The organism is Limnohabitans rimovensis (SeqCode) (assembly GCF_965234775.1).
GTDB lineage: Bacteria > Pseudomonadota > Gammaproteobacteria > Burkholderiales > Burkholderiaceae_C > Limnohabitans > Limnohabitans rimovensis.
On record NZ_OZ248562.1, the window covers coordinates 1,303,605 to 1,323,956 of the forward strand.

Genomic DNA, 20,352 nt, shown 5'->3' on the forward strand with positions numbered 1-20,352 from the left:
TCAAGCCTCGGGTGGCTTCTCGGCGTCAGGGGCTTGGGTGTGGCGAATGAACAGCTTTGCCGCCCAAATGCCCACTTCGTACAACACACACATGGGTATGGCCAAGGCCAATTGCGACACCACATCGGGGGGGGTCACGATGGCCGCAATGACAAAGGCCAACACCACAAAATAAGAGCGAAATGCTTTGAGCTTTTCGATCGACACCACATTCATGCGGGCCAACACAATCACCACAATGGGCACCTCAAACGCCATGCCAAACGCCAAAAACATGGTCAGCACAAAGCTGAGATAGGCCTCGATGTCAGGCGCCGCCGTGATGCTTTTGGGGGCAAAGCTTTGGATGAAGGCAAACACCTGGCCAAAGACAAAAAAGTAGCAAAACGCCACACCCAAAAAGAACAAAAAGGTGCTCGACACCACCAGCGGGAACACCAGCTTTTTCTCGTGCGTGTACAAACCCGGCGCTACAAACGCCCACATTTGGTACAGCACCACCGGCAAGGCCAACAAAAAAGCGGCCATCAGCAATATCTTGAGCGGCACCAAAAACGGCGAGATCACCGAGGTGGCGATCATCGTGGCACCTGCAGGCAACTGGGCCACCAATGGGGCGGCCAAGATGTCATAAAGTGGGCCGGGGCCAGGGTAAAGGGACAAGGCAATGGCAAAAACCGCAATGGCAATCACCGCCTTGATCAAGCGGTCGCGCAGCTCAATGAGGTGCTGCACAAAGGGCTGCTCGGAGCCGGCCAGTTCGTCTTCCGGTTTGGTGCTGGGGTCAGACATGGTGGGCCTTTAGCCTAGGCGCTGCGGGCGAAACCGCGCCACCCGCGCTGCACCCGACAAAGCCTTGCTGCGAATGCCGTGGCGGGCTTTGTACCACTGGGGGGCAGCCCCTTGCTTGATGCGCCACTTTTTCTTGGGGTGGGCGTATTCGGGGTAAACCACCTCTGGGGTGTAAGACACGGTGTCCAGGCCTGCGGTCGCTGATTGCCAGTCTTTTTCAAAGTCAGTGCTGGCGGTATGGACCTGGGTTTCCACGTCGCGGGCAGCCGACTCGACGGTTTCCTTCATCTTTTTGAGCTCTTCCAGGTCCATCGAACGATTGACCTCGGCTTTCACGTCAGACACATAACGCTGTGCTTTGCCCACCAAGGCACCCAGGGTGCGCGCCATCTTGGGCAACTTTTCAGGGCCAATGACGATCAATGCCACCGCGCCGATCAGCGCTATTTTGGAAACACCCAGGTCGATCACGGCATTCGATCAGAGCTTGGGACGGGCTTCGACGTCAATGGTGTTTTTGTCAGCCGCAGGGCTGGCGGCAGCCACTTGGGCCGCAGGGGCGGCGGTTTTGTCTTCAGCGGGCGCAGCGCCAGGTTGGCCGTCTTTCACGCCATCTTTGAAGCCTTTGACGGCACCACCCAAGTCTGCGCCAATGTTCTTGAGCTTTTTGGTGCCAAACACCAGCACCACGATCAACAACACGATCAACCAGTGCCAAACGGAAAACGATCCCATGGATATCTCCTCAACAATCCGGCGATTCTAGTGGGCTGGAGACACCACCCAAGACCGAGGGGCTTATCCCCGCAACCAGGGGCGCGGGCCGCCCATCACGTGAAAGTGCATGTGATGAACCTCTTGCCCGCCTTCCGTCCCGGTGTTGGTGACGATGCGAAAGCCACCCTCAGGGTACGGGCGGGCCCCTTGCTCCAAGGCCAGCTTGGGCGCCAGCAACAAAATACGCCCCAATAGGGCCTGGTGCTCGGGTTCCACCTGCGCCATGGACGGGATGTGTGCCTTGGGAATGATCAAAAAATGCACCGGCGCCCAGGGGTTGATGTCGTGGAAGGCGAAAATCTCTTCGTCCTCGTAAACCTTTTTGCTCGGTATCTTGCCGGCAACGATTTTGCAAAAGATGCAGTTGGGGTCGGTGTGCATGGTGAGTTTGGAGTGGATCGCCACGTCGCTTCGCACCTCGCGATGACGGGCTAAATGAACAAGTTTAATCTTCGCCGGCTTCACGGGCTTGCGCTTTGCGCAAGGCTTTTTCTTCCAAACCGCTCAAGCCTTCGCGGCGCGACAGCTCTTGCAACACATCCTCGGAGGTCAGGCCGTAATGCGCCAGCGCCACCAAGCTGTGGAACCACAGGTCGGCCATCTCGCCCACCAACTTGTGCGGGTCGCCGCCGTGGTCCAAGTCTTTGGCGGCCATCACCACCTCGGTGGCCTCTTCGCCAATTTTCTTCAAAAACGCGTCGGGGCCTTTGTGCAGCAACCTCGCCACATAGCTGGTGTCGGGGTTGCCGCCGTTGGCCGCTTTGCGGCTTTCAATGACCGCGGCCAAGCGGGCCAAGGTGTCGTCAGAGCTCATGGTTTGGCCTTGTAAATGGTGGCGGGGTCTTGTAACACCGGCTCGACGCTCAACCACTGGCCGCCGTCGGGGCTGGTTTGCCAGCGTTGGTAAAAGCAGCTGTGGCGGCCGGTGTGGCAGGCAATGCTCGGGTCGTGGCCGGTTTGGGTGACGCTGAGCAAAATCACGTCGTTGTCGCAATCGAGGCGGATGTCGTGCACAGTTTGCACATGGCCCGACTCTTCGCCCTTGAACCAAAGCTTGCCCCGTGAACGGCTGAAATACACCGCGCGGCCGAGTTCTGCAGTTTTTTGCAGCGCCTCGCGGTTCATCCACGCAAACATCAGCACGTCTTTGCTGCCCTGCTCTTGCGCGATGACCGGCACCAAGCCTTGGGCGTCCCATTTGATAGTGTCTAACCAATTCATAGGGGGAGATGTTAAGGGCATCGCTAGATCCGGAAATGAAGGCCTTTTGCCCATTTCAGTTTCCATCGCCGCCAAGGAGATTGGCTTCACATTCAAGGAAATAGCTTTTACAATACCTGATCAACTACCTGAACAGGTCCAGACCATGCAAGTCATCAGTTACACCGACGCCCGCAACTCGCTCAAAGCCGTGATTGACAAGGTCATAGACGATCAAGCGCCCACGTTGATTCACCGCCGCGAAGGAGGCAATGCAGTGCTGATGTCTGAAGAGGCTTACGCCAGCATGCAGGAAACTTTTTATTTGATGTCCAACCCAGCCAATGCTCGCGCCCTGCTACGTTCGATTGAACAGGCCAAAGCAGGAAAGGCCAAAAAGCGTCAGTTGTTGGATGTATGAGGGAGATCCACTTCACCCCTGATGGGTGGGACGCCTATGTGTGGTGGCAAGGTCAGGATCGCAAAACCCTCAAGCGCATCAACACGCTGATCAACGCCGCTTGCCGAGAACCCTTTACCGGCATTGGCAAACCAGAACCCTTGGTGGGTAACTTGTCAGGCTATTGGTCTCGCCGAATTGATGACACCCATCGGCTGGTTTACGAAGCCGATGATGCGGCGGTACTCATCATCGCTTGTCGGTTTCATTACGATAAATGAGCGGCCGTTAGGCAAGTAACTCAGGACGCCACACGCAGCTGCAAAGCCTCTTGCGCCAGCAGGTTGATACTTTTGCCCTGGGCCTGCGCCGCAATGGCCAGTTGCTCATGCAACTCGGGTGAAATGCGAAGGTTAAATTTGCCCGAGAAATTTCTTTTGGGCTCAATGCCTTTTTCCTGGCACACATCCAGAAAGACCTGCAAAGACTTTTTGAACTCTGTGCGCAACTCCTTGGGATTCTTTCCATAGAAGTCAGCCCCGCCATTGAGCCCGAGAATTTCCCCGCGAAACAGGTCTAGCTCTTCGTCGTATTCGATCTTGGCGTGATAGCCATCAACTGTCATGGTGTTCATGGTTCTACTCCGTGCTGCTCTAGCCATTTACGAATGCTGGCGACAGCGCCTTTGTCGGTGTTGGGGGATGGGTGGGGTCTGTGAAACACCCTAACTTCTCCAAACAGCACCACCGCCACGCGGCTGCCTTCTCGCTCACTGACCTCTGCATAACGTTCAAGCTAACCGGGCGGCGACGGCAGGACGCCAGACCGGGCCTGGTGGCCTGCCGTTGGCGCTCCGCTTGAGAGAGGGGTTAGGCCCCGCTCGCTGGGCATGACTGCGGCTAGCGAACATCTACTGTGTAGCCGGGCAAATTCTTACGATAGTTGCGTATAAGTTCTACTACGCGTTCGATTGCCACCAAGTAGTCCTGTGCAGATTCAGGATTGGGGACTACCTGCGCATGCGCGACTTGATTGCGCAACTGCCGAAGATTCTGAATCAGTTGTCTTGTTCCTAAGGGAAGTACATCGGAGTCCATGATTGCACGGTAGACCTTGGCTTGACTTTCAAGCGGATCAACCACGACCTGCGTTTGACGGCCCAGCTTGTGTAGCTCTCCGTCTAGGGTTGACCAGCTTTCAATAATGGCTGCGGTGGGTTCAGATCGAGCCGTAAGCAGCTTGGCTGTGGCCTCCTCAAAGCTATGCCTAGGCACTGATGCGGGAACATCTGGCACTTGCGCCTGCGGAGCTAGTTCAGCGGTTCCGACCAGCACCTGCTTGGTTGCGAGCTCAAACTCTGCTTCTAGTGGTCCTGCCTTCACCCGGCGTAAAGTAGGAATCAACTCAAGCAGCTTCTTTCGAAAAAGTAATCCGAGAACAACGCCAGCAACTGGCCACGCAAGCGAGTCGATCAGCTTACTTGTGAATGTGAGCCAGTCCATGGTCTTTCGAGTCGCTGACGGTGGGTGATGCGTGGCCTAACGTTGAAGTTAACCAGAAAATTGTGGATGGCGAAGCCAGCCGCAATTTGTCCGGTTGAACGACCAGTTAGGCCTCAGGCTTAGGCGATGATGCATTTAGCGGGGAATCCGAGCGGTACGGAACCTTTCCGGACGGGATGAATTTGGCTGCCGGGTCAAGGTGCAGATCTTGGTCGTCGAAGAAGATGTGCGCTCGAAACGCCTTTACTACCTTTGTCTTGTCGACTCCGCCAAGGAAGAAAATTTCGTTGACGTAGATGCCCCAGTGGCGAAGTGTCTTTATCACTCGCATCTCAGCTGGAGAGTTCCTTGCGGTGACTATCGCGATTCGGACAGGCGAGAACTCAACACTGACCGTTAATCGTTTCTGCAGTCTCGCAAGCTTTCGAAGCAGTTGAGCGTAAGGGCCATCCTGCATTGGCTCATCTTGCTTGTTGTCCTCTGCCGTGTGGAAACCTTTCAGTCCCTCAATCTTGTAGACGATCTCGCTACTTTCATCGAAGAGCACAGCATCGCCGTCGAAGGCGATTCGCACGTGATCATCCGGCAGTGGGGGTCGATCTGCTGGCGGAGGCTTGACGATCGCCGCTGCACAAAGCTTTCCATCAATTACCCGCTGTGCGTCCTTAACGTTCGTAGTCAGAAATAGGTCAACATCAAACGCATCTAGGTATTCGACTACGGACTCTCCGCCAGTGAATGCGTGACGTGAGATTGGCAGGCCTCGCTTTCGAATGTTGTTAAACACCTGCACGCCGGTCTCCGGACTATTTCGAGACATCACAACCACTTCCACAAGTGGGTTCTTGTCGCCTTCCTGCTGAAAGCGGTTCAGCGCCAGCAGTGACTTGACCAACGGCATGGCCGTCCCATCGGCCAGGTCCTCTTTCTCGTGGTCGAGCATATAGGCTCGATACTCTACAACAGCTGTCTGACGGTCTTGCTCGAACTTGGCGCGGAAGACGGCATCGGCTGCTTTGAGGTCGAAGAGTGCCGTGGCTGCAATGCTAACGACGAGTGTGTCGGAAAGGTCAAGTGGCATGGTTTGTTCTCTGAGGCCTAAAGTGATGTAGACCACAAAACCCTGTTCATACCTCCGACCAGATTCGACACATCAGTTTGATGCAATGCCTGCAAGCCGCGTTCGCTATGGCTCAGCGGTTCATGAACTGTGAATTCATAAAGATAAAAATTTGCCATGAAAGTCAGTGCCCCTTCCTTGCAGTTCACCCGCTTACTTGACCAGCTGCACGAGTGCTTGCGTTATGGGCACTATAGCTTCAAAATGTGTATTAATTAGCTCAATTAAGTGAATATTTATATTATTTATGAATCAATAATTATTCGGAATCTCTGTGTCTTTTAAGGCCCATCAGTGGGGTCAAACGCCAGCACCCTGTGTATGAAGAAAGGCTATCGGCTCAACCCAACCAACTCACAACCTCACAGGTATCCCCCGCTCCCGCATCCTCTGCTTGGCCTGCTGCACCGTGTACTCACCATAGTGAAAAATACTGGCAGCCAGCACCGCATCGGCGCCGCCGGTTTGAATGCCGTCGGCCAAGTGGTCCAGGTTGCCCACGCCACCCGATGCAATCACCGGCACGGGCACGGCGTCGCTGACTGCGCGGGTCAGCGCCAAATCAAAGCCGCTTTTGGTGCCGTCGCGGTCCATGCTGGTGAGCAAGATTTCACCCGCGCCGTGTTCTGCCATTTGCGTGGCCCAGGCCACGGCGTCAAGGCCGACGTTTTTGCGGCCGCCGTGGCTGTACACATCCCAGCCCGGGCCCATGGGTACGCCATGTGAATCCAATCGCTGTTCTTCAAGCGCAGAGCGGCGCTTGGCGTCAATCGCCACCACGATGCACTGTGCGCCGTATTTGGCAGACGCATCGCGAATGACTTGCGGGTTGGCAATGGCCGCTGAGTTGAAGCTGGTTTTGTCGGCACCTGCATTCAGCAATCGGCGAACATCGTCCACGGTGCGCACACCGCCGCCCACGGTCAAGGGAATGAACACCTGCGAAGCAACCGCTTCGATGATGTGCAAGATCACGTCACGCCCATCGCTGGTGGCGGTGATGTCGAGGAAGGTGAGTTCGTCCGCGCCTTGCTCGTTGTAACGGGCGGCAATTTCCACCGGGTCACCGGCGTCGCGCAGTTCCACAAAGTTGATGCCCTTGACGACCCGTCCGGCCGTCACGTCCAGACAGGGAATGATGCGTTTGGCCAGCATCTCAGCCGTTCAGCTCGTCGGCGCGGGCTTGGGCTTTCTCGAAGTCGAGGTCGCCGCTGTAAATGGCGCGGCCGCAAATCACACCTTCAACGCCCTCGTCTTCCACCGCGCACAGGCCTTCGATGTCTTTCATATTGGACAAGCCGCCCGACGCAATGACAGGAATGGTCAGGGCTTGCGCCAGTTTGACGGTGGCGTCGATGTTGATGCCGCTCAGCATGCCGTCGCGGCCAATGTCGGTGTAGATGATGGACTCCACGCCGTAGTCCTCAAACTTTTTCGCCAAGTCCACGACCTCGTGGCCGGTGAGTTTGCTCCAGCCGTCGGTGGCCACTTTGCCGTCTTTGGCGTCCAACCCCACGATGATGTGGCCGCCAAACGCGCTGCAAGCGTCTTTCAAAAAGCCAGGGTTCTTCACAGCTGCCGTGCCAATGATGATGTAGCGGATGCCGCCATCGATGTATTTTTCAATGGTGTCCAAGTCGCGGATACCGCCACCGAGCTGCACAGGGATGTCGTCGCCCACCGCCTTCAAGATGCTGCGGATGGCGCTGAAGTTTTGCGGTTTGCCAGCGAACGCACCGTTCAGGTCCACCAAGTGCAAACGCCGCGCCCCTTTGTTCACCCATTGCAAGGCCATGTCGGCGGGGTCTTCGCTGAAAACGGTGGATTGGTCCATATCGCCTTGGATCAGGCGAACGCAGTGGCCGTCTTTGAGGTCAATGGCGGGGATGAGGAGCATGGTGTGCGGGTTGGGTGGCAGCGCCAAACGGGCCAGGGGCAAGCAGGTTCAGGGGTTCCAGTGGAGGAAGTTTCGGTACAGGGTCAAACCTTGGGCTGCGCTTTTTTCGGGGTGGAACTGGGTAGCGAAAATATTATCCCTTGCCAAGGCGCTGGTAAAGCGCTGTCCATAATCGGTTTCCCCAGCACTGTGGCGCGCATCAGACGGTTGGGCGTAAAAACTGTGCACAAAGTAGAAGTGGCTGCCCTCTGGCACCCCCGCCCACAGGGGATGGGGTTGGGTTTGAAACACTTGGTTCCAACCCATTTGGGGCACTTTGTAGAGGCTGCCGTCGGGTTGGCGTTGCCCCGCCAACTGAAAGCGCCGCACCCGGCCGGGGATGAGGCCCAGGCAATCGGTGCCCTCGGGGCCATGGCCCTCCTCGCTGTGGTCAAGCAGCATTTGCATGCCTACACACACACCAAACAAGGGTTTGCTGGCCGCCGCTTGCAGCACGCTGGCCATCAGGCCCGAGCGCGCCAACTCGCGCATGCAGTCGCCCATGGCGCCTTGGCCGGGCAGCACCACCCGTTCCGCTTGGTCCACCACGCTGGCTTGGTCTGTGATGACCACGCTGTGCCCGCTGTCTGCGGCCACCGCCATCACCGCCTGGGCCACCGATCTCAGGTTGCCCATGCCGTAGTCCACCACGGCCACGGTTTTCATGTGCCCTCGCTGCGCAGTGGAATCACAGCGAGCCTTTGGTGGAAGCGATTTGGTCGGCAGCCCTCGGGTCGATTTGCAAAGCAGCGCGCAAGGCACGGCCAAAGGCTTTGAACACGGTTTCGGCTTGGTGGTGGGCGTTTTCACCGCGCAGGTTGTCGATGTGCAGGCTGACAAAGGCGTGGTTCACAAAGCCTTGGAAAAACTCATAGGTGAGCTGGGTGTCAAACGCGCCGACCATGCCGCTTTTGAACGGCACATGCATCTCAATACCCGGGCGACCCGAAAAATCGACCACCACCCGGCTGAGCGCTTCGTCCAGCGGCACATAGGCGTGGCCGTAGCGCATGATGCCTTTTTTATCGCCCACCGCTTGCGCCACGGCTTGCCCCAAGGTGATGCCCACGTCTTCCACCGTGTGGTGGCCGTCGATGTGCAAGTCGCCCTCGGCCTGAATGTCCAAGTCAATCAGGCCATGGCGTGCAATTTGGTCCAGCATGTGGTCAAAAAAGCCAATGCCGGTGGACAGGTTGGATTGCCCCGTGCCGTCCAAATTGACTTTCACGCGGATGCGGGTTTCGCGGGTTTCGCGGCTGACATCGGCGGTGCGTGGGTTCATGGTGGGGGTGTCCGTGGGTGGTCAAACAATCAAGCGCTGGCCAAATCGCGCAGGGCATCGAGCAACAAGGTGTTCTCAGCGGGGGTGCCCACGGTCAAGCGCAGGCAGGCACTGAGCAGGGGGTGCATTTTAGAAACGTTCTTGACCAGCACCTTGCGGGCTTTGAGGCCTTCAAACACCGCCAGGGCCTGGGCGTCGCCACCGGCCCATCGCACCAAGACCATGTTGGCGTCGCTGGGAAATGGCGTGGCACCGGCAATGGCTTGCAAGCCTTGAATGAGCCGGGCGCGCTCAGCGCGGATGGTGGCGGCTTGCTCGGCAAAGGTGTCGGCATGCTCCAGGGCAAACAACGCACATTCGGCATTGAGCACGCTGATGTTGTAGGGCGGGCGCAGTTTGTCCACCTCGTGCAGCAAGGCCTGCGGCGCCAACATATAGCCCAAGCGCACACCGGCCAAACCAAATTTGGACAGGGTGCGCATCAACAACACATGGCTGTGGGCACTGGGGTTGCGGCGGATTTCGTCCAACCAGGTGCCGCTGGAAAAAGGCTGGTAGGCCTCATCGACCACCACCAAACCGCCATAGGCGCCCACCTGGGCAATCAGGCGGTGCATCACCTGCGCGTCCCACAAATTGGCGGTGGGGTTGTTGGGGTAGGCCAAATAAACCAGCGCGGGTTGGTGCTGTGCAATGGCGGCTTGCATGGCGGCTTCGTCCAGCGCGAAGTTAGCGGCCAAGGGCACACCGACAAATTGCAGGCCTTGCAAGCGCGCGCTCATGGCGTACATGACAAAGCCGGGTTCGGGGGCCAAGATGGTGGCACCGGGCATGTCGCAGGCCATGGCCAGCAATGCAATCAGTTCGTCTGAGCCGTTGCCCAGCATCAAGGCGTAACCGGGGGGCAAGTCAACGTAAGTTGCCAGGGCTTTCTTCAAGTCCTCGATGCGCTGGCCGGGGTAGCGGTTGACGGCCACCGCACCCAAGCGTTGCCCCAGCGCGGCTTGCAAGGGCGCGGGCAAGGTGAAGGGGTTTTCCATCGCATCGAGCTTGACCATCCCCTCAGAGGGTTGGATGGCGTAGGCATGCATCGACTGGATGTCTTGGCGGATGAAGCGAAGGGGGTGTGCAGACATGAGAAGGAACTGATTCTAAAGGCTGGGCCGCATTTGCCCTGCGCCTGATGAGGGTCTGCATGGCTGTGTTCGCGATGATGGCCTCATGTTCATCGCCATGCCAAGGCATGCGGTGCGCAGACCCTGGCCAGAGGCTTATTGGGCTTTGAATTGGGGCGGGCGCTTTTCGGCAAAGGCCTTGCGGCCTTCCTTGTAGTCTTCGCTCATGAAACACGCATCGACCATGGCTTTGACGCGGGCCAGATCGCGCTGCTCGGGGTTTTTGCGCAACTCCAACAAGGCACGCTTGGCGGCAGCGAGGGTTAAAGGGGCGTTTTCGCACACATTGGCGGCATAGGCATCGACCACGGCGTCTAAATCAGCCACGGTGGTGACCTGCTTGACCAAGCCCATGTGCAAAGCGTCCGCCGCACCAAAGATGCGGGCGCTGTAAAACAAATCGGCCGTGTTGGCCACGCCCACCACTTCGGTGAAGCGTTTGATGCCGTCAAACGCATAACCCAGACCCAAACGGCCCGCGGGCATGCGAAAGCGCACATCGTCGGCACAAATGCGCACATCGCAGTTCAGGGCCAAACCCAGGCCGCCGCCCATGCACACGCCTCGGATCTTGGCCAAGGTGGGTTTGGGGCAGTCGAGCACGGCGGCATAGCCCGCCTCTGATGCTTGGTTGTAGGTGTTGGCCGCGTCACCACCGGTGCGTTGGGTGTCGAACTGGGAGATGTCCGCACCTGAGACAAACGCCTTTTCGCCCGCACCCGACAACACGATCAAGCGCACATCGGGGTCCTGGGCAAACTGGCCCATGGCCACGGGCAGGTCGCACCACATTTGGTAGTTGACCGCATTGAACTTTCCCGGATTGCTGAACACCACATGGCCCACATGGCCCTGTTTGAAGGTTTGCAATTGACCAACGGCGGGGGTGGTTTCTGACATGGTGGGGTCCTTTCGGTTCAATGGTTTTTCAGGCGCATTTCAGCGGCCCGCGCATGGGCTTGCAAGCCCTCGCCGTGCGCCAGCACCGAGGCAATCTGGCCCAGCACCTGTGCGCCTTGCTCGCTCACCTCAATGAGGCTGGAGCGCTTTTGGAAGTCGTACACCCCCAGCGGCGATGAAAACCGCGCGGTGCCCGAGGTGGGCAGCACATGGTTGGGGCCGGCGCAGTAGTCGCCCAAGCTCTCGCTGGTGAAAGCACCCAAAAAGATGGCACCCGCATGTTTGAGCAGTGGCTCCCACTGGTGGGGCGCTTGGCTGCTGACCTCTAAATGTTCGGGGGCGATGCGGTTGCTGATGTCACACGCCTCTTGCATGCTGCGGGTGTGGATCAAAGCACCACGGCCATTCAGAGACGCGGCGATGATGTCTTTGCGTGGCATTTCGGGCAGCAGTTTGTCGATGGACGCTTGTACGGCATCGATGTAAGCGGCATCGGGGCAGAGCAAAATGCTTTGCGCCAATTCGTCGTGCTCGGCTTGGCTGAACAAATCCATCGCCACCCAGTCTGCGGGTGTGCTGCCATCGGCCAAGACCAAAATCTCAGAAGGCCCCGCAATCATGTCGATGCCCACCGTGCCAAACACACGCCGCTTGGCCGCTGCCACAAAGGCATTGCCAGGGCCGGTGATTTTGTCCACCCGCGGCACGGTGGCCGTGCCGTAAGCGAGTGCGGCCACCGCCTGTGCGCCACCGATGGTGAAAGCACGGGTGACGCCCGCCACATAAGCCGCAGCCAGCACCAAAGGGTTTTTTTCGCCCCGCGCGGCACCCGCAGCTCTGCGGTCTTTGGCAGGGGTGGGCACGACCATGATGATTTCACCGACCCCTGCCACATGGGCTGGGATGGCGTTCATCAACACACTGGAGGGATAAGCTGCTTTGCCACCGGGCACATAAATGCCCACGCGGTCCAAGGGCGTGACTTTTTGGCCCAACAAGGTGCCATCGGCGTCGCGGTATTGCCAACTCTCGCCCGAGGCTTTTTTCTGCGCCTCGTGGTAAGACCGCACACGGGCAGCGGCATCTTGCAAAGCTTGTTGCTGCACTTGGGGCAAGCCCTCGAAGGCGGCTTTCAATTCGGCTTGGGTCAACTCCAGCGCCGACATGCTGTCGGCTTGCAAGCCGTCAAAACGAGCGGTGTATTCGAGCACCGCCGCGTCGCCACGGTGCTTCACATCGGCCAAGATGTCGGCCACGCGCTGCTCGATGGCGGCATCGGTGTCGGCCGACCAATGCAAGCGCTGCTGAAACTGGGTTTCAAAGTCGGCTTGGGCGGTGGACAGGCGAAGCGGGCGGGCGTTCATGGTCAGGCGTTGAAAGTCACAAGGTCAGGGGCACAGCGTTGGGAAAAGAAAGGGCTGTTCGTCTGGGTGGAAAAGTCACACAGGGCGCGCAGCCACCGCTTGGGTAAACGCGTCAATCAAAGGACGCATGCTGGACATCTTGAGTTTGAGAGAGGCCTGGTTGACCACCAAGCGCGAGCTGATGTCCATGATGTGCTCCACCTCCACCAATTGATTGGCCTTGAGGGTGCTGCCGGTGGAGACCAAATCGACGATCGCATCGGCCAGCCCCGTGAGGGGTGCCAGCTCCATGCTGCCGTAGAGTTTGATGAGGTCCACGTGCACGCCTTTTTGGGCGAAAAACTGGCGCGCAATGGCGGTGTATTTGGTGGCCACCCGCAGCCGTGAGCCTTGCTTGACCGCATGGGCGTAGTCAAAGCCCTGGCGCACAGCCACGCTCATGCGGCAGCGCGCAATTTGCAAATCCAGGGGCTGGTACATGCCCTCGCCACCGTGCTCGATCAAGGTGTCCAAACCCACCACGCCCATGTCGGCGCCACCATAGCTCACATAGGTGGGCACATCGGTGGCACGCACCAGCACCACCCGGACATGGGCTTGGTTGGTGGCCAAGATGAGTTTGCGCGAGGTGTCTGGGTCTTCCAACACCTGGATGCCAGCGGCCTGCAAAAAGGGCATGGTTTCTTCAAAGATGCGGCCTTTGGGCAAGGCAAGGGTGACGGTCATTGGATTCTTTCAATGTCTGCGCCCAAGGTGCGCAGTTTGTCTTCCATGCGGTCGTAGCCGCGATCCAGATGGTAAATGCGATCGACCACGGTTTCGCCATCGGCCACCAAGCCTGCGATCACCAAGCTGGCCGAGGCGCGCAGGTCGGTGGCCATCACTGTCGCACCCGACAACTGGGCCACCCCTTCAACCAAAGCGACCTTGCCTTCGATTTGGATGTGCGCGCCCAAGCGCACCAATTCGTTGACGTGCATGAAGCGGTTTTCGAAAATAGTCTCGGTCACCTTGCTCGTTCCTTGGGACACCGCATTGAGCGTCATGAACTGGGCCTGCATGTCGGTGGGAAAGCCCGGGTATTCGGTGGTGCGAAAGTTTTGCGCCTTGAGGTACTGATGAGCAGGGGCTGTGGCGCGCACACGCAAGCCGCCGGGCACGTCTTCAATGACTACCCCTGCATCGCGCAGTTTGTCGATCACCGCTTCCAGATGGTCGCCGCGCGCATGGTGCAGCAACACATCGCCACCAGCGGCGGCCACGGCGCACAAAAAAGTACCCGCCTCGATTCGGTCGGCCACCACGCTGTGGGTGGCGCCATGCAACTGGTCCACGCCTTGGATGTGGATGCGGCTGGTGCCGTGGCCTTCGATCTTGGCGCCCATGGCGATGAGCAACTCGGCCAAGTCAGGAATTTCGGGTTCTTGGGCGGCGTTTTCCAGCACCGTTTCACCTTCGGCCAAACACGCGGCCATGAGAAAGTTCTCGGTGCCCGTCACCGTGACCATGTCGGTCGCGATCCGCGCCCCGCGCAAGCGCGTGCGCCCGGGCGGCAGCTTGGCCAGCATGTAGCCGTGTTCGACATCGATCACCGCGCCCATGGCCTGCAAACCCTTGATGTGCTGGTCCACGGGGCGCGATCCGATGGCGCAGCCACCCGGCAACGACACCTTGGCGTGACCGCAGCGGGCCATCAAAGGTCCCAGGGCCAGCACAGATGCACGCATGGTTTTGACCAAGTCGTAAGGGGCTTGGGGGTTGTTCAAGTCGGCGGCGTTCAAGGTGACCGAGCCGTCCTCGCCGCGCTCGGCACTCACCCCCATGTTGCGGATCAAGCGCAGCATGGTGGCCACATCTTGCAAACGCGGCACGTTGTGCAAGGTCAGGGGTTGGGCCGTCAACAAGGCGGCACACAATTCGGGCAAGGCGGCGTTTTTGGCCCCTGAAATCGGGATTTCGCCGTGCAAGGATTGGCCGCCTCGGATGCGTAATTTGTCCATGTGGGTGCGGTGTTGGGTGCGAATCAGCCTTGCTGGGCCCATTCGCTGGGGGTGTAGGTTTTCATGGACAAGGCGTGAACCTCATCGGTTTGCATTTTTTGGCCCAAAGTGGCGTAGACCTTTTGGTGGCGCTGAATCAAGCGCAAGCCTTCAAACTGGGTGGACACGATGGTGGCATACCAATGCCGACCATCGCCCTCCACGCTCAGGTGTTGGCAGGGCAATTGTTGGGCGATGATGGTTTCGAGTTGATCAGCTGTCATGGGTTTATCCGCGAATTTTGAAACCGATGCGCAACAGGTGCAAGGCTGTGGCACTGATCAGCACCGTGCAACTGCCCACCACGGCCAGACTGAGCCAAGGCGAGACGTCGCTGACACCAAAAAAGCCGTAGCGAAAACCATCGATCATGTAAAAGAAAGGGTTGAAATGGCTGAGCGTCTGCCAAAACGGAGGCAGCGAGTGAATGGAATAAAACACGCCACTCAAAAAGGTCATGGGCATGATGATGAAGTTTTGAAAAGCAGCCATTTGGTCAAACTTCTCGGCCCACAAACCAGCGATCACGCCCATGGAGCCCAGCATGGTGGCCCCCATGATGGCAAACAACACAATCCACTGGGGCGAGACAAACGACAACGGTGTGAACCAACCGGTGACCACAAACACACCCAGGCCGACCGCCAAACCGCGCACCACCGACGAGCCCACATAGGCAAAAAACCAGCTCCAGTGGTTCAAGGGCGTGAGCAGCAAAAACACCAGGTTGCCCATCATCTTGCTTTGGATCAGCGACGACGAGCTGTTGGCAAAGGCGTTTTGCAACACGCTCATCATGACCAAGCCGGGGAGCAAAAAGGCCGTGTAGGTGATTTGGTCGTACACCTTGACCCGGTCTTCCAGCACGTGGCCAAAGATCAACAGGTACAGCATGGCGGTCATCACTGGGGCGGCGACAGTTTGGAAGCCAACCTTCCAAAAGCGCAGGATTTCTTTGTAGAACAGGGCTTGCCAACCGTTCATGGCGTCACCTCCGCCACCGCATCGCTGGGGGTCTGGGCGCCCTCGCCCATCACCTGCAAAAACACATCTTCCAAGTCGGCCTTGCGGATTTCAACGTCCTCGGCCACCAAACCAGCTTGTCGCACCGCGGCCAGGTAATGTTCAATTTCTGCTGCGTTGTGGGCCGGAAACTGCACGATGCGCCCCGTGACGCGGGCGCGTTGGGCCAGCTCTGGGGGCAGTTGGGCATCGAGCTTGAAACGCAGCACATTGCTGGATGCGGCTTTGAGCAACTCGCTGGTGCGGGCCAGCGCCACCACCCGGCCCTGCTTGAGCATGGCCAAACGGCCACACAAGGCCTCGGCCTCCTCCAGGTAATGGGTGGTCAACAGCACGGTGTGGCCTTCGCGGTTCAAGCGGGCAATGAACTGCCACAGGGTTTGGCGCAATTCCACGTCCACCCCAGCGGTGGGCTCATCGAGCACGATGACCGGTGGCTTGTGCACCAAAGCCTGGGCCACCAGCACGCGCCGCTTCATGCCGCCCGAGAGTTGGCGCATATTGCTATTGGCCTTGTCGCTCAAGCCCAAACAATCCAACAACTCATCAATCCATGCGTCGTTTTTGCGGATGCCAAAGTAACCCGACTGAAACCGCAGCGCCTCGCGCACATTGAAAAAGGGGTCAAACACCAGCTCTTGGGGCACCACGCCCAACAAGCGGCGTGCCTGCGCGGCCTGGGTTTGCACATCGCAGCCTTGAACTTGGGTCACGCCGGAGGTGGCGCGGGTCAAACCCGCCAAGATGCTGATCAGGGTGGTTTTGCCGGCACCGTTGGGTCCGAGCAAGCCAAAAAACTCGCCTTCTTGGACCTTCAAGCTGACGCCGTCGAGGGCCTGCAAGGGACCGCGCGGGGTTTGAAATGTTTTGGATACGGCTTCGAAAGAGATGGCGGTCATGTGCTTTGATTTTATGTGTGCGGGGCTGACCCGCTGTGAATCGCACGGTGGCCAATGTGGCGGGCCTGTGGTCGGGGTGTCACCCGTCTGTAGAAGGGGTCTGGGCACGCATCAGGCGCTTTGGTGCAACCCCAAAAAATCGGCCACGCCGTAGACCTGGGCCAAGGTGTGCAATCGCTCGGGCAAGCCATCGATGACCAAAGGGGTCCCGCGCTTTTGGGCCTGGCGGGCACAAGCGAGCAAAACGGCCAACGTGGATGAGTCAAATTGCTGCAAACCACTGGCATCCAGGTGCGCCTTAGCCTGCGCTGGCCAGTGCTGCACCAACTGGCGCAAAACGCCAGGGGCTTGAGCGTGGGTCACCACGGCAGGCAGGGCAAACATGGCTTATTTTTTGGCGTTGCTGCGGTTGCGCTCGGCCAGGGTGTTGATCAAACCATCGATGCCCTTGGCATTGATCTCTTCGGCAAACTGGCTGCGATAGGTGTCAATCAACCAAATGCCCATCACATTGAGGTTGTAGATTTTCCAGCCCGCGCCTTGGCCCGGTGTTTTTTCCAGGCGGTAGTCCAATTGGATGGGGTCGCCTCGGCCTTTGAGCTCAGAGCGGACCAGCACTTCGGTGTCGGTGGCAGAGCCGCGCAGTGGTTTGACGGTGACAGTTTGGTCGCTGATTTGGGTCAGGGCGCCCGAATAAGTGCGCACCAGGAGGATTTTGAACTCCTCTTGCAAGCGGCTTTTCTGCTCGGGGGTGGTTTGACGCCAACCCGGGCCCACGGCTGCAGCGGTCATGCGCTGAAAGTTCAGGTGGGGCAAGACCCGGGCATCCACCACTGTGGCGATGTAATTCAGGTCACCCGCTTTGATCATTTTGTCGCTGCGCACCAACTCCATCATTTCGCTGGTGAAGCGGCGCACAAACACGTCTGGTGCTTCATCGGCAGCCCACAGCGGCGAAGTGCCCATGGATGCAGCGATGACCACCCCCATCAGGAGGCGGCGAGAGAGCATGGGAGCTGGTGTCATGGCTTGGTTGCGGGTTTGGCAGGAAGAGGTTGTCGATTATCGGGCAGCTCAGGCTCGTCTGGGGGATCGCCGTCATAAACGTCGGAACGGCGCTTTTGCAGCCAGACTTGGCGGGTGAATGTGTATTTGTCCAAAGCGACTTCGTTGAGCATGTCGCCCGCTTGCAAATAGCTGGCGCGGCGATCCAGCAAGCGCAGGCCAAACACCCCGCCATAGGTCCAAGGGTCGTTGATTTGGCCAATCGGATCGCCCACGGTTATTTCGACCACTGTGCCACCCGCATCGCGCAGCGTCGATGGGCCCAACAAAGGCAAAACCAAATAAGGGCCTGGCGGCATGCCCCAATAACCCAAGGTTTGGCCCATGTCTTCTTTGTTGCGCTCCAAATTCATGTCGCTGGCCACATCAATCACCCCAAGCAAGCCAAAAACGGTGTTGACCGCCACCCGGGCTGTGGTTTCCAAGGCCTGCTTGGGCTTGAGTTGCAAAACGTTGTTGAACACCGACCAGACATCGCCCAAATTGGAAAAGAAGTTTCTCACCCCGGTGCGCACTGGGTCTGGGGTGTGCTTTTTATAGGCCGTGGCCAGGGGTTTGAGCGCCGCCTCGTCCACCGCCGTGTTGAAGCGATCGATGGATCGATTCATGGGCTCCAAAGGGTCACTGGGGTTGGCCGTGGGACCACTGGCACAAGCGGTGAGCAACCCCAACACGGCGCTGGCCAAGGCCAAGCGGGTCGCCCTGCGACATGTTTCTGAAATCACGGCTTGCTGCCTTCAGGGTCTTTGCCAGAAGCGGCTTTGTCGTACAAAAATTTGCTGATGAGGTTTTCCAGCACCACAGCCGACTGGGTGCTTTGCACCGTGTCGCCGGCAGCCAAATTTTTCTCGTCCGAGCCGGCCTCGATGCCAATGTATTGCTCACCCAGAAGGCCACTGGTGAGGATTTTCAACGAGCTGTCCTTGGGAAACACATAGCGCGACTCCAAAGCCATGGTGACGCGGGCTTGGTAAGAGGCATCGTCAAAAGCAATGTTCTCGACCCGGCCCACCACCACGCCCGCGCTTTTGACCGCCGCTTGCTTTTTCAAGCCGCCAATGTTGTCAAACTTGGCCGAGACCTTGTAGCTGGACTGAAAGCTGGCACTGAGCAAATTGGCCGACTGCAAGGCCAAAAACAAAACGGCCGCTGCACCGAGCATGACAAACAAACCCACCCACACGTCATTTTTAGATCGCTGCATCACACACCCTTGTCAAAGACTGAACATCAGCGCGGTCAGGAGAAAATCCAAGCCCAGCACCGCCAATGAAGCCACCACCACCGTTCGGGTGGTGGCACGCGAAACACCTTCAGGCGTGGGCTGGGCCTCGTGCCCTTGGTACAGGGCGACAAAAGTCACCGTGATGCCAAAGACCAGGCTTTTCAACACCCCATTGCCCACATCTTTCCACACATCGACGCCCGACTGCATTTGGCCCCAAAAAGAGCCGGAATCGACGCCAATCATCACCACACCGACCACCCATGCGCCCATGATGCCCACGGCACTGAACACCGCTGCCAACACCGGCATGGCCAAGACGCCGGCCCAAAAGCGCGGGGCCAGAATGCGTTGAATGGGGTCGACGGCCATCAAGTCCATGGCGCTCAGTTGCTCTCCAGCCTTCATCAAACCGATCTCGGCGGTGAGCGAAGTGCCGGCGCGCCCAGCAAATAGCAAGGCGCTGACCACTGGGCCCAATTCGCGCACCAAACTGAGGGCCACCAACAAGCCCAAAGCCGATGAAGAACCGTACCGCTGCAAGGTGTAATAGCCCTGCAAACCCAATACAAAGCCCACAAACAAACCCGACACCGCAATGATGGCCAGGGAATGGTTGCCCAAGAAATGCACCTGATCGACCACCAAGCGCCAGCGGCGCAGGCTGACACCCAACATGCCAACCAAGCGCACCATCAAGCGTGCGGCGTGGCCCAGATCGGCCAATTTGCGGCGTATCCACCAACCCCAATCAGCCGCACGGTACCAACTCATGCGCGCCCCCCGGGTTGGCGTTGTGTGCTGGTGCCGAAATCGCTGGCTACGTCCGGGCCAGGGTGGTGAAAGCGCACCGGACCGTCCGGCGCAGCGGTGACAAACTGGTGCACCAAGGGGTCGGTGCTTTGGCGCACCTGGTCGGGTGTGCCTTGGGCTGCGATGCGACCATTGGCCAAAATGATGACCTGGTCGGCAATGCGAAAGGTTTCTTCCAAATCGTGCGAGACGATGATGCTGGTCAGGCCCAAGCTGTCATTGAGTTGGCGAATCAAACGTGCCGCCGTGCCCAAGGAAATGGGGTCCAAACCGGCAAAAGGTTCGTCGTACATGATGAGCTCTGGGTCCAGCGCCATGGCGCGGGCCAAGGCCACCCGGCGCGCCATGCCGCCAGAGACTTCACTGGGCATCAGGTCCCGCGCACCGCGCAAACCCACGGCTTGCAACTTCATGAGCACCACATCGCGGATCAACTCCTCGCCCAATTGGGTGTGCTCGCGCAAGGGAAAGGCCACGTTGTCAAACACGCTCAAATCGGTGAACAAAGCACCAAACTGAAACAACATGCCCATGCGCCGACGCGCCAGGTACAAAGCGGGTTGGGCCATGGCACCCACATCTTGGCCATCGAACAACAGCTGGCCCGACTGGGCGCGGTATTGGCCACTGATGAGGCGCAGCACGGTTGTTTTGCCGCCGCCAGAGGCGCCCATCAGTGCGGTGACCTTGCCCCGGGGCACTTCGAAGGTGACGCCATCCAGAATGCGCCGTTCACCATAGCCAAAGCACAGGTCTTTGGCCAGTACGAGGGGGGAGGCGTGCATTTTGAGGGTGGGTGTGAGGGCCTGCCCACAAGGGATTTGAGGCAGGGGGCGGATT

General features: G+C 58.6%; 29 protein-coding genes and 1 pseudogene. 2 read left to right on the forward strand and 28 right to left on the reverse strand.

Annotated features, from left to right (window positions below):
- From tatC to hisI, 6 genes are all read right to left on the reverse strand, one after another.
- Positions 1 to 792 (reverse strand): twin-arginine translocase subunit TatC, encoded by a 792-nt coding sequence (gene tatC / locus AC8GFZ_RS06335; RefSeq protein WP_506643444.1) that lies wholly within the window; start codon positions 790 to 792, stop codon positions 1 to 3.
- Between the two features lie 9 nt (positions 793 to 801).
- A complete protein-coding gene (gene tatB / locus AC8GFZ_RS06340; protein WP_506643446.1) occupies positions 802 to 1,263 on the reverse strand; it encodes a Sec-independent protein translocase protein TatB in 462 nt (153 codons plus the stop codon).
- 9 nt (positions 1,264 to 1,272) lie between these two features.
- Entirely contained in the window at positions 1,273 to 1,527 is a 255-nt protein-coding gene (gene tatA / locus AC8GFZ_RS06345; protein WP_506643448.1) for a Sec-independent protein translocase subunit TatA, read from the reverse strand.
- Positions 1,528 to 1,590: 63 nt separating this feature from the next.
- Complete coding sequence (locus AC8GFZ_RS06350) at positions 1,591 to 1,950, reverse strand: histidine triad nucleotide-binding protein (RefSeq protein ID WP_506643450.1); 360 nt, start codon at positions 1,948 to 1,950, stop codon at positions 1,591 to 1,593.
- A 64-nt stretch (positions 1,951 to 2,014) separates the two neighbouring features.
- Positions 2,015 to 2,383: a phosphoribosyl-ATP diphosphatase gene (locus AC8GFZ_RS06355; protein WP_506643452.1), complete on the reverse strand. Its 369-nt coding sequence runs from the start codon at positions 2,381 to 2,383 to the stop codon at positions 2,015 to 2,017.
- Complete coding sequence (gene hisI / locus AC8GFZ_RS06360) at positions 2,380 to 2,790, reverse strand: phosphoribosyl-AMP cyclohydrolase (RefSeq protein WP_506643454.1); 411 nt, start codon at positions 2,788 to 2,790, stop codon at positions 2,380 to 2,382. Before hisI ends, AC8GFZ_RS06355 begins: the two co-directional genes overlap by 4 nt.
- Positions 2,791 to 2,836: 46 nt before the next feature.
- Here hisI and AC8GFZ_RS06365 point away from each other — a divergent pair, with 46 nt between their 5' ends.
- Complete coding sequence (locus AC8GFZ_RS06365; protein ID WP_506643456.1) at positions 2,837 to 3,190, forward strand: type II toxin-antitoxin system Phd/YefM family antitoxin; 354 nt, start codon at positions 2,837 to 2,839, stop codon at positions 3,188 to 3,190.
- Positions 3,187 to 3,450: a Txe/YoeB family addiction module toxin gene (locus AC8GFZ_RS06370; RefSeq protein ID WP_506643458.1), complete on the forward strand. Its 264-nt coding sequence runs from the start codon at positions 3,187 to 3,189 to the stop codon at positions 3,448 to 3,450. Before AC8GFZ_RS06365 ends, AC8GFZ_RS06370 begins: the two co-directional genes overlap by 4 nt.
- Before the next feature lie 20 nt (positions 3,451 to 3,470).
- On the opposite strand, the gene AC8GFZ_RS06375 is transcribed toward AC8GFZ_RS06370, so the two are convergent.
- From AC8GFZ_RS06375 to AC8GFZ_RS06480, 22 genes and pseudogenes are all read right to left on the reverse strand, one after another.
- Complete coding sequence (locus AC8GFZ_RS06375; protein ID WP_506643459.1) at positions 3,471 to 3,803, reverse strand: type II toxin-antitoxin system HicB family antitoxin; 333 nt, start codon at positions 3,801 to 3,803, stop codon at positions 3,471 to 3,473.
- Positions 3,800 to 3,934 (reverse strand): annotated as a pseudogene (locus tag AC8GFZ_RS06380) (type II toxin-antitoxin system HicA family toxin); the annotation flags it as partial. The pseudogene AC8GFZ_RS06380 and the gene AC8GFZ_RS06375, both read right to left, overlap by 4 nt.
- Positions 3,935 to 4,068: 134 nt before the next feature.
- Entirely contained in the window at positions 4,069 to 4,671 is a 603-nt protein-coding gene (locus tag AC8GFZ_RS06385; RefSeq protein WP_506643461.1) for a hypothetical protein, read from the reverse strand.
- 106 nt (positions 4,672 to 4,777) lie between these two features.
- Entirely contained in the window at positions 4,778 to 5,752 is a 975-nt protein-coding gene (locus tag AC8GFZ_RS06390) for a 5'-nucleotidase (RefSeq protein WP_506643463.1), read from the reverse strand.
- A gap of 393 nt (positions 5,753 to 6,145) precedes the next feature.
- Positions 6,146 to 6,946 (reverse strand): imidazole glycerol phosphate synthase subunit HisF, encoded by an 801-nt coding sequence (gene hisF, locus AC8GFZ_RS06395; protein WP_506643465.1) that lies wholly within the window; start codon positions 6,944 to 6,946, stop codon positions 6,146 to 6,148.
- A 1-nt stretch (position 6,947) separates the two neighbouring features.
- Positions 6,948 to 7,688: a 1-(5-phosphoribosyl)-5-[(5-phosphoribosylamino)methylideneamino]imidazole-4-carboxamide isomerase gene (hisA, locus tag AC8GFZ_RS06400; RefSeq protein ID WP_506643467.1), complete on the reverse strand. Its 741-nt coding sequence runs from the start codon at positions 7,686 to 7,688 to the stop codon at positions 6,948 to 6,950.
- Positions 7,689 to 7,736: 48 nt separating this feature from the next.
- Entirely contained in the window at positions 7,737 to 8,393 is a 657-nt protein-coding gene (hisH, locus tag AC8GFZ_RS06405) for an imidazole glycerol phosphate synthase subunit HisH (protein WP_506643469.1), read from the reverse strand.
- A gap of 22 nt (positions 8,394 to 8,415) precedes the next feature.
- Positions 8,416 to 9,009, reverse strand: coding sequence for an imidazoleglycerol-phosphate dehydratase HisB (gene hisB / locus AC8GFZ_RS06410; protein ID WP_506643471.1), 594 nt, complete (start codon positions 9,007 to 9,009; stop codon positions 8,416 to 8,418).
- Between the two features lie 29 nt (positions 9,010 to 9,038).
- Positions 9,039 to 10,145 (reverse strand): histidinol-phosphate transaminase, encoded by a 1,107-nt coding sequence (gene hisC, locus AC8GFZ_RS06415; protein ID WP_506643473.1) that lies wholly within the window; start codon positions 10,143 to 10,145, stop codon positions 9,039 to 9,041.
- Positions 10,146 to 10,280: 135 nt separating this feature from the next.
- On the reverse strand, positions 10,281 to 11,084 hold the full coding sequence (locus AC8GFZ_RS06420) for an enoyl-CoA hydratase (RefSeq protein WP_506643475.1): 804 nt from the start codon (positions 11,082 to 11,084) through the stop codon (positions 10,281 to 10,283).
- Positions 11,085 to 11,101: 17 nt separating this feature from the next.
- Complete coding sequence (gene hisD, locus AC8GFZ_RS06425) at positions 11,102 to 12,448, reverse strand: histidinol dehydrogenase (RefSeq protein WP_506643477.1); 1,347 nt, start codon at positions 12,446 to 12,448, stop codon at positions 11,102 to 11,104.
- A gap of 75 nt (positions 12,449 to 12,523) precedes the next feature.
- Complete coding sequence (gene hisG, locus AC8GFZ_RS06430; RefSeq protein WP_506643479.1) at positions 12,524 to 13,174, reverse strand: ATP phosphoribosyltransferase; 651 nt, start codon at positions 13,172 to 13,174, stop codon at positions 12,524 to 12,526.
- On the reverse strand, positions 13,171 to 14,448 hold the full coding sequence (murA, locus tag AC8GFZ_RS06435) for a UDP-N-acetylglucosamine 1-carboxyvinyltransferase (protein WP_506644254.1): 1,278 nt from the start codon (positions 14,446 to 14,448) through the stop codon (positions 13,171 to 13,173). The genes hisG and murA overlap by 4 nt, the downstream gene beginning before the upstream one ends.
- A gap of 23 nt (positions 14,449 to 14,471) precedes the next feature.
- A complete protein-coding gene (locus AC8GFZ_RS06440) occupies positions 14,472 to 14,711 on the reverse strand; it encodes a BolA family protein (RefSeq protein ID WP_506643481.1) in 240 nt (79 codons plus the stop codon).
- 4 nt (positions 14,712 to 14,715) lie between these two features.
- Entirely contained in the window at positions 14,716 to 15,471 is a 756-nt protein-coding gene (locus AC8GFZ_RS06445) for an ABC transporter permease (protein WP_506643483.1), read from the reverse strand.
- Positions 15,468 to 16,409, reverse strand: a complete 942-nt coding sequence (locus tag AC8GFZ_RS06450) for an ABC transporter ATP-binding protein (protein WP_506643485.1) — start codon at positions 16,407 to 16,409, stop codon at positions 15,468 to 15,470. The genes AC8GFZ_RS06445 and AC8GFZ_RS06450 overlap by 4 nt, the downstream gene beginning before the upstream one ends.
- A 111-nt stretch (positions 16,410 to 16,520) precedes the next feature.
- Positions 16,521 to 16,793, reverse strand: a complete 273-nt coding sequence (locus AC8GFZ_RS06455; protein ID WP_506643487.1) for an STAS domain-containing protein — start codon at positions 16,791 to 16,793, stop codon at positions 16,521 to 16,523.
- A 3-nt stretch (positions 16,794 to 16,796) separates the two neighbouring features.
- Positions 16,797 to 17,420, reverse strand: a complete 624-nt coding sequence (locus tag AC8GFZ_RS06460) for an MlaC/ttg2D family ABC transporter substrate-binding protein (RefSeq protein ID WP_506644256.1) — start codon at positions 17,418 to 17,420, stop codon at positions 16,797 to 16,799.
- A gap of 11 nt (positions 17,421 to 17,431) precedes the next feature.
- On the reverse strand, positions 17,432 to 18,199 hold the full coding sequence (locus tag AC8GFZ_RS06465; protein ID WP_506643489.1) for an MlaA family lipoprotein: 768 nt from the start codon (positions 18,197 to 18,199) through the stop codon (positions 17,432 to 17,434).
- Positions 18,196 to 18,678 (reverse strand): outer membrane lipid asymmetry maintenance protein MlaD, encoded by a 483-nt coding sequence (gene mlaD, locus AC8GFZ_RS06470; protein WP_506643491.1) that lies wholly within the window; start codon positions 18,676 to 18,678, stop codon positions 18,196 to 18,198. Before mlaD ends, AC8GFZ_RS06465 begins: the two co-directional genes overlap by 4 nt.
- Before the next feature lie 12 nt (positions 18,679 to 18,690).
- On the reverse strand, positions 18,691 to 19,473 hold the full coding sequence (gene mlaE, locus AC8GFZ_RS06475; RefSeq protein ID WP_506643493.1) for a lipid asymmetry maintenance ABC transporter permease subunit MlaE: 783 nt from the start codon (positions 19,471 to 19,473) through the stop codon (positions 18,691 to 18,693).
- The gene (locus tag AC8GFZ_RS06480) at positions 19,470 to 20,297 is read right to left on the reverse strand and encodes an ABC transporter ATP-binding protein (RefSeq protein ID WP_506643495.1); all 828 of its coding nucleotides are present in this window, start codon (positions 20,295 to 20,297) and stop codon (positions 19,470 to 19,472) included. The genes mlaE and AC8GFZ_RS06480 overlap by 4 nt, the downstream gene beginning before the upstream one ends.
- Between the last annotated feature and the right edge of the window lie 55 nt (positions 20,298 to 20,352).

Coding starts and splice junctions, on each gene's coding strand:
- tatC (WP_506643444.1), bottom strand. CDS start 792: ATGTCTGACCCCAGCACCAAACCGGAAGACGAACTGGCCGGCTCCGAG.
- tatA (WP_506643448.1), bottom strand. CDS start 1,527: ATGGGATCGTTTTCCGTTTGGCACTGGTTGATCGTGTTGTTGATCGTG.
- AC8GFZ_RS06350 (WP_506643450.1), bottom strand. CDS start 1,950: ATGCACACCGACCCCAACTGCATCTTTTGCAAAATCGTTGCCGGCAAG.
- AC8GFZ_RS06355 (WP_506643452.1), bottom strand. CDS start 2,383: ATGAGCTCTGACGACACCTTGGCCCGCTTGGCCGCGGTCATTGAAAGC.
- hisI (WP_506643454.1), bottom strand. CDS start 2,790: ATGAATTGGTTAGACACTATCAAATGGGACGCCCAAGGCTTGGTGCCG.
- AC8GFZ_RS06370 (WP_506643458.1), top strand. CDS start 3,187: ATGAGGGAGATCCACTTCACCCCTGATGGGTGGGACGCCTATGTGTGG.
- AC8GFZ_RS06375 (WP_506643459.1), bottom strand. CDS start 3,803: ATGAACACCATGACAGTTGATGGCTATCACGCCAAGATCGAATACGAC.
- AC8GFZ_RS06385 (WP_506643461.1), bottom strand. CDS start 4,671: ATGGACTGGCTCACATTCACAAGTAAGCTGATCGACTCGCTTGCGTGG.
- AC8GFZ_RS06390 (WP_506643463.1), bottom strand. CDS start 5,752: ATGCCACTTGACCTTTCCGACACACTCGTCGTTAGCATTGCAGCCACG.
- hisF (WP_506643465.1), bottom strand. CDS start 6,946: ATGCTGGCCAAACGCATCATTCCCTGTCTGGACGTGACGGCCGGACGG.
- hisA (WP_506643467.1), bottom strand. CDS start 7,688: ATGCTCCTCATCCCCGCCATTGACCTCAAAGACGGCCACTGCGTTCGC.
- hisH (WP_506643469.1), bottom strand. CDS start 8,393: ATGAAAACCGTGGCCGTGGTGGACTACGGCATGGGCAACCTGAGATCG.
- hisB (WP_506643471.1), bottom strand. CDS start 9,009: ATGAACCCACGCACCGCCGATGTCAGCCGCGAAACCCGCGAAACCCGC.
- hisC (WP_506643473.1), bottom strand. CDS start 10,145: ATGTCTGCACACCCCCTTCGCTTCATCCGCCAAGACATCCAGTCGATG.
- AC8GFZ_RS06420 (WP_506643475.1), bottom strand. CDS start 11,084: ATGTCAGAAACCACCCCCGCCGTTGGTCAATTGCAAACCTTCAAACAG.
- hisD (WP_506643477.1), bottom strand. CDS start 12,448: ATGAACGCCCGCCCGCTTCGCCTGTCCACCGCCCAAGCCGACTTTGAA.
- hisG (WP_506643479.1), bottom strand. CDS start 13,174: ATGACCGTCACCCTTGCCTTGCCCAAAGGCCGCATCTTTGAAGAAACC.
- murA (WP_506644254.1), bottom strand. CDS start 14,448: ATGGACAAATTACGCATCCGAGGCGGCCAATCCTTGCACGGCGAAATC.
- AC8GFZ_RS06440 (WP_506643481.1), bottom strand. CDS start 14,711: ATGACAGCTGATCAACTCGAAACCATCATCGCCCAACAATTGCCCTGC.
- AC8GFZ_RS06445 (WP_506643483.1), bottom strand. CDS start 15,471: ATGAACGGTTGGCAAGCCCTGTTCTACAAAGAAATCCTGCGCTTTTGG.
- AC8GFZ_RS06450 (WP_506643485.1), bottom strand. CDS start 16,409: ATGACCGCCATCTCTTTCGAAGCCGTATCCAAAACATTTCAAACCCCG.
- AC8GFZ_RS06455 (WP_506643487.1), bottom strand. CDS start 16,793: ATGTTTGCCCTGCCTGCCGTGGTGACCCACGCTCAAGCCCCTGGCGTT.
- AC8GFZ_RS06460 (WP_506644256.1), bottom strand. CDS start 17,420: ATGCTCTCTCGCCGCCTCCTGATGGGGGTGGTCATCGCTGCATCCATG.
- mlaD (WP_506643491.1), bottom strand. CDS start 18,678: ATGCAGCGATCTAAAAATGACGTGTGGGTGGGTTTGTTTGTCATGCTC.
- mlaE (WP_506643493.1), bottom strand. CDS start 19,473: ATGAGTTGGTACCGTGCGGCTGATTGGGGTTGGTGGATACGCCGCAAA.
- AC8GFZ_RS06480 (WP_506643495.1), bottom strand. CDS start 20,297: ATGCACGCCTCCCCCCTCGTACTGGCCAAAGACCTGTGCTTTGGCTAT.